We start from the raw sequence: 9604 nt of genomic DNA, 5'->3' as shown, positions 1-9604 counted from the left end.
AGGCTCATAGTCGGTGTTCGTATAGATCGCCTGCACCCGATATTCTTTTAGCAGGATGGCAAAAGCCTGCAGCGGTGTGCCGTGCAGAATACGGATGTCGCTGTTGAATGATTGTAATGCAGATTTAAGTTCGGTTAGTGTCTTATGGATGAACTCCACACGTGCATCCGCCGGGTCTTCCAGTTGATCCAGAATTTCGCGGTCGAAGATAAAGACAGGTACAACCGGATAACCGCTGGTTAGTGCTTTATAAAGTCCGTGGTTATCTTCCAAACGTAAATCTCTTCTGAACCAAAACAGAACCACGTTTTCAAGGGTGGATTTGTTATTCATCATCTTCCTCCTTGTATGGGCTCCACATTTGTTTCGGAGCTTTACGTTTCTTTTCCTTCTGCTCTTTGTTTTTGTTCTTAAAAATCTCTCCGATTTTATCAAAGCCCTGTACATGTTGCAAACTCATACCGGCAGCCATGGTAGTGGTTGTCGTTGTTGACGTAATGAGTGCATTCTGGTTGATCTTATTGTATACTTTTGCCTTTAAATTTCCGCTTGGGGTCAGTACATATTCAACAGTCCACTCACCTACAATATTGGTGGCTGTAGTTGCTGTATTGGAGTAGTTACCGCTTTGGTGCGAGATCCGTAACCTGCCATCCAGCGCAGTATAGGCAAAGCGCATGTTAAAGGTATTAAGGCCGTTTTTATCAAGCGTGGTTAAGTCTACGTTGATCTCCAGGTTTTCATCAATCTGGGATACAAAGCTGCTGAGCTGGTTAGACAACAGTTCACTTAAATTGGCATAGGTGCTGTTGGCGTCTGATAAGCCGTTTCCGATGGGAGAGAGTTTACGCAGGACAATGACACTGAATGCCTGCTTGTTCATTTCAGATGGGTTTGACGCAACATACGTTTCAAAATTGGTTACATATCCGGCAAATTGTCCGGGATATTTGTTTTCAATATTAATTCCAAGATTTACTTCCGGTGATTTTAAATTTCCTTTCAGGCCCATCAATACATTCACCGGATATTTGCGTTGCGCATCCGGAGATTCTGTAAGGTCTTCTGGTGCGCCGGTTAATATAGGTTTCAGCGAAGTAAAAATCCGGTAACGGGTATTGATATTCAATTCAGCTTCATAAGGATCGCCCATCCAGCGGATCGTACTGCCCGGGTCAATCGTAAATTCTTTGTTGATGATCCCTGCAAGTGTGAAATTATATTTCCCTTTGGTGATTTCATAACTTCCGAACATATTGAAATCACCACGTGTATCAATGGTCATACGCATATTGCCTGTGCCATTACCGCGAATAATATCACCGGCTTTTTTGTCGAAAATGATTTCTGTATAAGCATCCGGAGTGACAGCGAAGTTGAATTCCATTTCAATACCGGATAAATCAAGCTTTTTCTTTTGATCGATGTTGGCCGATTTACGATTGGGATCTACAAAACGTATATAGCTTTCGTGTTCAACACCAGTATAGGTATTGAGTGGAATGAAGATCTGCGTGTTCTGTTGCGACAGGGCGTTGGCCTTGATCTTGATTTTATTCAGTGCGCCGAGGATCTCCCAGTTGCCGGTTACGTAGGCTTCCCCATAGAACATATCACCTTCATTTTCTTTCAGGTTCAATGCCTGGAAGCCATTGCCGTGCTGCAATGGAACAGTACCTTTGAAATCCAGTACAAAGTCTTTAAAATGACTGTGGTTCAAGCCTCCTGTGATGTGGCACACACGCTCATTCACATCATGCAGCTGTACGTTATCAAACGAGATCCTGTCATCTTTTAATTCAATTTTATCAGAGAAATGATAAGTAGTACCTAAAAACGGAATTTTAAATGTACCATGGGCAACATCTATTTCGCCTTTTACAACAGGTTCGGTTAAGCTTCCTTTGATGGTTAAATATCCTGTGGCTTTCCCTGAAATATTGGTAAAAATGCCTTCAGCAATGGCATTCAGCGGAGATATATCGGATTCTTTAAATTGAGCAACCAGATTTATTTCTTCGCTCCGGGCATCACTTTCAGGAACATAATAGCCGGTTAGGTTGAAGGTATTGTTATTATTCCTGAGTACATCAACATTCAGGTTCATCTGCTTGTTGGCGGCATTCCAAACGGCTTTACCATCCACATCGCCAATGAAAAGCGTATCGACATGGAAATCATCAATCGTTAATTTACTGTCGAGATTCAATTCTCCCAGGTGTATATTGCCATTTACAATACCGGCAAGTTTAACAGAGCTAAAGAGGTGAGAAAAATCCTGGATGGCAATGTTGTTCATCAGTACACTGCCGCTCGGGCCATCGCTGCCGGATTCCCCAACCAGTGTAATGCGCTGCTGGGTGTTGTATAAACTTATGCTGTCAAACTTTATGCTGGAACTGTTAAAATAGATTTTCCGGTCATCTTCAAACGTCCATACTTTCTTTCCTAAACTTAAAATTGAATTGTCGAACGTAAGGATATTATAAGGTTCGTATAAATCAATGGTTCCGTTGATGCGGGTACTGTTATCTGTTTTCTTTTGTTTGGCGCCAAAGTAAACGGTTGCCTGTTCCCCGGATAAGACAGATTCAAAAACAAGATTTTCGGTCTCCAGCAGATCCGGGTTGATTTGTTCTTCTGAATTGATTGTGATGTTACCCAGCACGGCAGAGCTATCACTTTTTTGTGAACAAAAGAGAACGATTTTGTTTTTTCTGAATTCGTATCCTTTGTAATACAAGGTATCGATGTATGCGCGCGAGCGCAGGATCTTGGTTCTGCCTGAATTGAACCGGCCTTTGATTGATGATTCTCCTGAGATGTATAAGCCAGGTGTATAAATATTTAAAAATGCGTTGATATCATGTAATTTGATATCATAGGAAATATTGTATGGTACTTCCTGGTGAGCGATTTTGTCTTTGTAATACTGAAGCACCTCCAGACTATCGTCAAGCACACTATTGCTTACTTCGGTAACAAATTCTGTGAAGTCATGCAGCATGACAGTAGGTTTGAAATGCCCGTTTACAGAAGCACTGATGATACTTGAGTTGATTTCAAGTGTGCGCGAAGTATCGGTATTAATCGCAGAAATCAATTCCAGTGTATCAACAAAGATCTCTTTGTTGCCATTATATAGTAGATACGTATCTGCCAGGTAGCCTTTGCCAACTGCATCATCAATCTCCGTACCTTTAAAGTCGATGAATACTTTTGTTTTAACTAGCAGATCTTTATTGAAATAATTCAGGTTTAATTTTTTCAATTGTGCTTTTTCGCACCCTATGGTTACCTGCAGAATTTTTTCAGGCATGCGGTAGTCAAGCATGCCATCAATATTCATGACCAGGTTGGAATCTATAATATCAGCGTGTCCATTGAAGAGGGATTTTTGGATGATGGCATCGGTATGAATGTTCTTGTACTTGTATTTGTTGAATTCAATGGAATGGATGGTGGCAAGCATTTTCAGCTTAAGATCATCTATATCAAAACCAGTGCCTTCAACACTGCCGTTCATATTGATATTACCGAACTGATCGTTGCGGATAATTTTTCCCAGGTTCAGATTATTTGTAATAAGCTTTCCTGAATAATAACTTTCACTTAATTTTTTTTCCAGACGGAAAGTCATATCTGTTTTAAAGTAACCGATCGCAGTGTTTAGCGCAGCATTCGCTATAAAGCTTTTGGGTAATCCGTTGAATTCAACAGATCCTTTGAAATGACCGAAGTCTCTTATGGTACGGGCAATTTCTGTATCAAAGAAAGGAGCAAGGTCTTTCTGGCTGATGTAAACATCCGTTAGATTCGCATCAATATATGTTTTGAAGAAATTCGGAAGCCCATCCATGTGAACGGAACCTTTCACATGACTCTGCCCTGTATACAATGAAAGTTTACTGATGTTGAATTTACTCACCTTACCGGCTGCTTTACAGCTGATGGCAAAGCGGTAAGGATACCTGACCAGTTCAGGAGCAAAAAAGCGAATGTCTTTCAGGTCAACAAAAGAACTGTCGAGGTTTGCATTGATGTATGCTTCCGTATTGAAGTCTGCTAAATCCGTAATGGTACCATAACTGATTTTCATGTAATCCTGAAGGACTGTATTACCAATATGGGCATACATGTTTTCAAGATCCATGTAATGTCCGCAGAGTGTATATATACCTGTGAGCTTATGTACACGAAGGCGTGTGTGGCCCTCAATGGTAGTGAGGTCTTTGATATCAATCCGGAAAGTATCAGCAAAAGCATATAGGTTTTCTGTGATCCCGTAAATGCTGTCGAATGAAAAATGGTTGTGATCAAAACCGGAGATATTGTCTTTGCGCATGTCATCGTATGCAAAGCGCATATTGACAAGTTTTATATCATCGAGTTTAAAAGCTTCTTTGGCAGCAGTGGTATCCTGTGCATTTCCCAGCTTTGCAGCTGCATCAATGAATTCGTTTATGTTCAGAATATCGGTGCCCTTGTATTTGATCAGGTGTACTTCGCCGTCTTTGAGAACAATATCTTCGATACGGAAGGTAAATTTCCGTTCAAGGGTGAAAAATTTATAATCAACCAATGCTTCGCCGAGATGGATCATGCGGCTGCCTTTATAGTCATAGAGCGAGATACCGGAGACCGTAAAGTGATCGAACCAATCGATCTGCACGCGTTCGATTTTTACAGTATACTTTAAATACTCAGACAATTCTTTGCTCACAAGCTCTCCAACCTTCTCCTGTACATAAATAGTTCTGAAACCTATTACTATGATAGTGAGTAGTATGAGTAAAATTAACGCAGTATAAGAGACAGTTTTTAAAAACCTTCTTATGAAAATTCTGCTAAAATTCTTTACTTGAGTGATCAATCTATGTCAGTTACACTATTAGCCATCGAATCTTCCTGTGATGAAACAGCAGCAGCTGTCATTCAGGATGGGAATATACTATGTAATATAGTCGCTTCTCAGCAAATTCACGAGAAATATGGGGGAATTGTGCCTGAATTAGCCTCACGGGCACATCAGCAGCACATCATTCCGGTTGTATCACAAGCACTCCTTGAAGCAAATATACAAAAAACAGATCTGAATGCAGTGGCTTGCACATCCGGCCCTGGATTATTAGGTGCCTTATTGGTTGGGGTATCTTTTTCCAAAACATTCGCCTCTGCATTGAACATTCCGGTCATCAAGGTAAATCACATGAAAGCCCATATTCTGGCTCATTTCATTGATGATCCCAAGCCTGGTTTCCCGTTTATTTGCTTAACGGTGAGCGGCGGTCATACACAATTGGTAATTGTCAGAAGCCATCTGGAAATGGAGGTTGTAGGCGAAACACAGGACGATGCCGTGGGTGAAGCATTTGATAAAACGGCTAAGTTAATGGGACTGCCATATCCGGGCGGACCGCTGATTGATTCCTATGCTAAACAGGGGAATCCGCAGGCGTTTCCTTTCCCAACGGTTGATATGCCTGCCTATAATTATTCCTTCAGTGGTATAAAAACGGCTTTTATGTATTTCCTGAAAAAGAATACGGACGTAGATCCTGATTTTATACAGAAAAATTTACCAGATATTTGTGCCAGTGTACAACATACACTGATTGATGTACTGATGCGGAAATTAAAGCGACTGGTTGCTGATACCGGTATTAACCGGGTAGCAATAGCAGGCGGCGTTTCGGCGAATTCAGGCTTGAGAAAAGCGATGGAACAAAAACGCGATGAAGAAGGTTGGGATGTGTATATTCCTGCCTTTCAATATTGCACTGATAATGCTGGTATGATTGCTATGGCGGGCTATTATCAATATCTGAACAAGGATTTCGCTTCCTGGGATCTTTCTCCGGAACCAAGATTGCGCATAGGAGGAGGTTTATAAAAATGAGTACGAAAGAAATCGTTAAAAACGTCAACATAAAAAATAAGAAGGCATCTTTTGAATACGAGTTCCTGGAAAAATATGAAGCCGGAATTGTATTGAGAGGAACTGAAATCAAGGCTATTCGCATGAGCAAAGCTTCGATCACGGAAGCTTATTGCCTGTTTGATAAGGAAGAACTCTGGATCAAGAATATGAATATTTCTTCCTATGACAAAGGTTCCTTTTACAACCATGATCCCTTGAGTGCACGCAAGCTGCTGCTTAAAAAAGCAGAACTGAAAAAACTCTTCGCGTATTCAAAAGAAAAAGGCCTAACGATTATTGCCCTGCGTTTGTTTACCAACGAAAGAGGATATGCAAAAATTGAAATTGCATTGGCCAAAGGGAAGAAGCTGTATGATAAGCGTGAGTCGATCAAGAGCAGAGATAATGAGCGCGAGATGCAGCGTATTAAATACTAAGTACATAGTACATAGTATTAAAAAAGTTAATTACTCCGTACTTAGTACTCTGTACTCTGTACTTTTTAACATATAAAACATTGAAACAATACGGAATCTGTCATTTAAGTGTAGTGCCCATGCGGGTTGAAGCCGGCGATCGTCATGAGATGAGCTCTCAGTTGCTGTTCGGTGATTTTTTTGAAATCATCAATCAGTCTGAAGATGGTAAATGGAAATATATCCAGAATGATTTTGATGGTTACAAAGGCTGGATCGATGCCAAGCAATATCTGCCTGTGGATGAAGACTACATTCATAAATTGAGCCAGACGCCGCCGGTATTCTGCAAGTCGCTGTACGCACTTGCCAAAAGTGAAACACGCTTTTTCCCTTTAATGATGGGCTCTACATTGCCTTTGTATAAAAACGGAATCATCAGTGTAGGAGACGAACCCTATATTCTGGAAGGAGATGTGGGCTATGCAGAACCGTTCAATGCAAAGAAAATCGAACAGACAGCGTTGCTGTATTTAGGTGCACCGTATTTGTGGGGCGGCCGCTGCCATTTTGGTATTGACTGTTCCGGATTTGTGCAGCAGATCTTCCGCATGTATTCCATTCCATTACCGCGGGATGCCTATCAGCAGGCCGAAATTGGAATTACAGTGCCGTATGAGCATTATCAGCAGGGCGACCTGGCATTCTTTAAAAATGAATTTGATAAAATTACCCATGTAGGCATTATGCTGAACGGGAATAAGATCATCCACGCATCCGGACAGGTTCGCCTGGATTTGATTGATGAGCAGGGAATCATTCACGCAGATAAGCGTATTTATACACACAGACTGGCGTTTATTAAGCGGCCGGGCGTGTAAGTAATTATGAAATATAAATTATGAATTATGAATACATATCCCATGACTTTAGTTATGGGATATGCAGATCGCGTTAAGCCAGCCTTCCGAATGCATTCGATGCAGCGGACAGAAGCCATACTAGCCTTTCCTGATTTGTAATCCCGAAACTATATCACAAGGATTTACAATCTGCTTTTAGCCTGAAAACTTGTCCAAATCCGCCTTTTTCTTAGAATTTAGAACTTAAAACTTAAAACATTCATCCAGAATGCTTTGACTAAAACTGATAAAATCGTACATTTGCAGTCCGTTTTTGGTTAAACGGATGTAACAAACAAATTTCAGTCTCTTGCCCGTAGGCTGATGTATAACAGGGTGAATATTATGCTTACTCCAAAACCAGAAGATTTCAACTGGGACTTAGTTGGTGACAAAGGTTTCGGTGGCGGTTACACTGCTGCTGAGAAAGAAAAAATTGCTTCTTTGTATGAAGGTACATTAAGCGAAGTTACTGAGAAACAAGTGTTGAGTGGTACCGTTGTTGGTGTTACTGAACGTGATGTGATCATTAACATTGGTTTTAAATCAGATGGTCTTATTCCACTTTCTGAATTCCGCGATGTTGAAGGCGGTGTTAAAGTTGGTGAAGTATATGATGTATTTGTTGAAGATCAGGAAAACTCTTCAGGCCAGTTAGTATTGTCACGTCGTAAGGCGCGTATTGTTAAGGCTTGGGAAAACATTCAGGGCGCCCTTGATAGCGATGTTATCATTGAGGCTCTTGTTAAGAGAAGAACTAAAGGTGGTTTGATCGTTGATCTATTCGGCGTTGAAGCTTTCTTACCAGGTTCTCAGATTGATGTTAAGCCAATCCGTGACTTCGATATCTTCGTTGGTAAGAAGATGGAAGTTAAGGTTGTTAAAATCAACTATACAAACGATAACGTTGTCGTATCACACAAAGTGCTGATCGAAAAAGATATCGAAAAACAAAAAGCTGTAATCCTGAACAACCTTGAAAAAGGTCAGGTATTGGAAGGTGTGATCAAAAACATGACAAACTTCGGTGTGTTCATCGATTTAGGTGGTGTAGATGGTTTACTTCACATTACAGATATCTCTTGGGGCCGCATAAGCCATCCGCAGGAAGTATTAAGCTTAGACCAAAAAGTACAGGTCGTAGTGTTGGATTTCGACGAAGAGAAAAAACGTATCTCTCTTGGTATGAAACAGCTTACTTCTCACCCTTGGGATGCGCTTCCGGCTGATGTTACTGTTGGTTCTAAAATCAAAGGTAAAATCGTTAACGTAGCAGATTACGGCGCATTCCTTGAATTACACCCAGGTGTTGAAGGTTTGATCCACGTATCTGAAATGAGCTGGTCTCAGCACTTACGTAACCCACAAGACTTCATCAAAGTTGGTGATGAGTTAGAAACAGTAGTATTGACATTAGACCGCGATGAGCGTAAAATGTCTTTAGGTATTAAGCAATTGACTGAAGATCCTTGGACTAAAGCTGATGCTATCTCTAAATACGCTGTAGGTACTAAACACACTGGTCTTGTTCGTAACTTAACAAACTTCGGTTTATTCATCGAATTAGAAGAAGGTATCGACGGTCTTGTACACGTATCTGATCTTTCATGGACTAAGAAAATCAAACACCCATCTGAATTCGTTAAGGTTGGTGATAAATTGGATGTAATCGTATTGGAGTTGGATGTTGAAAACAGAAGACTTGCTTTAGGTCACAAACAATTAGAAGAAAACCCTTGGAATACTTTCGAAACAATCTTCACTCCGGGTTCAGTTCACACAGCAACACTTATCTCTAAAAATGATAAAGGTGCAGTTCTTGAATTGCCATACGGTATCGAAGGTTTCGCTATGAACAAACACCTTGTAAAAGCTGACGGTTCAAATGCAGAACAAGGTGAAGCGTTAGATTTCAAAGTATTGGAGTTCTCTAAAGATGACAAGCGTATTGTGTTATCTCACACAAAAACGTTCTCTGAAGTAGCTGAAGATGCTGCTGCTCCTGATGCTAAGAAAAAGAAACCTGCTGCTGCTAAAGCTGCTAAAGCTGCTGCTCCGGCAAAAGCAAAAGATGTTGAGAAATCAACATTAGGTGATATCGAAGCACTTTCTAATCTGAAAGATTCAATGGACGGAAAGAAGTAATTCTTTCTTCTCTGTAGATAATGAAAAGTCCCCTGATAACTTCGGGGGACTTTTTTATTTGATTTAGCTGCTTAGTATCAATTGATTATTTCATAGTAGATATAGCGGTCTGAAAGAATCGCAAAAACTTTTACTTTTTAGCTTTATTGTTTGCGCTAATTTTATAACTTTGCAAACCTAAATCAGGGTTTCGTGGCCGAGTGGCTAGGCAGAGGTCTGCA

At 40.6% G+C, this 9604-nt stretch carries 6 protein-coding genes; 4 read left to right on the top strand and 2 right to left on the bottom strand.

Annotated elements, in window-relative coordinates; translation table 11 throughout:
* Positions 1-336 (bottom strand): deoxyribodipyrimidine photo-lyase (locus ACTHJT_RS02925; protein ID WP_440236248.1); only part of this gene is annotated, 336 nt, incomplete at its 3' end.
* Positions 326-4711, bottom strand: a complete 4386-nt coding sequence (locus ACTHJT_RS02920) for a translocation/assembly module TamB domain-containing protein (protein ID WP_440236247.1) — start codon at positions 4709-4711, stop codon at positions 326-328. The genes ACTHJT_RS02920 and ACTHJT_RS02925, both read right to left, overlap by 11 nt.
* 165 nt (positions 4712-4876) lie before the next feature.
* Here ACTHJT_RS02920 and tsaD point away from each other — a divergent pair, with 165 nt between their 5' ends.
* The 4 genes from tsaD (at position 4877) to rpsA (ending at position 9383) form a co-directional block, all read left to right on the top strand.
* Entirely contained in the window at positions 4877-5893 is a 1017-nt protein-coding gene (gene tsaD / locus ACTHJT_RS02915) for a tRNA (adenosine(37)-N6)-threonylcarbamoyltransferase complex transferase subunit TsaD (RefSeq protein WP_440236246.1), read from the top strand.
* Between the two features lie 2 nt (positions 5894-5895).
* Positions 5896-6357: an SsrA-binding protein SmpB gene (gene smpB / locus ACTHJT_RS02910; RefSeq protein ID WP_440236245.1), complete on the top strand. Its 462-nt coding sequence runs from the start codon at positions 5896-5898 to the stop codon at positions 6355-6357.
* 80 nt (positions 6358-6437) lie between these two features.
* Positions 6438-7217, top strand: a complete 780-nt coding sequence (locus ACTHJT_RS02905) for a C40 family peptidase (protein ID WP_440236243.1) — start codon at positions 6438-6440, stop codon at positions 7215-7217.
* Positions 7218-7562: 345 nt separating this feature from the next.
* Positions 7563-9383: a 30S ribosomal protein S1 gene (gene rpsA / locus ACTHJT_RS02900; RefSeq protein WP_440236242.1), complete on the top strand. Its 1821-nt coding sequence runs from the start codon at positions 7563-7565 to the stop codon at positions 9381-9383.
* The last annotated feature ends 221 nt before the right edge of the window (positions 9384-9604 follow it).

Origin of the sequence: Cytophaga sp. (genome assembly GCF_051961495.1) — a bacterium.
Taxonomy (GTDB): Bacteria; Bacteroidota; Bacteroidia; order Cytophagales; family Cytophagaceae; genus Cytophaga.
This window is presented reverse-complemented; position numbering and strand designations above follow the sequence as displayed.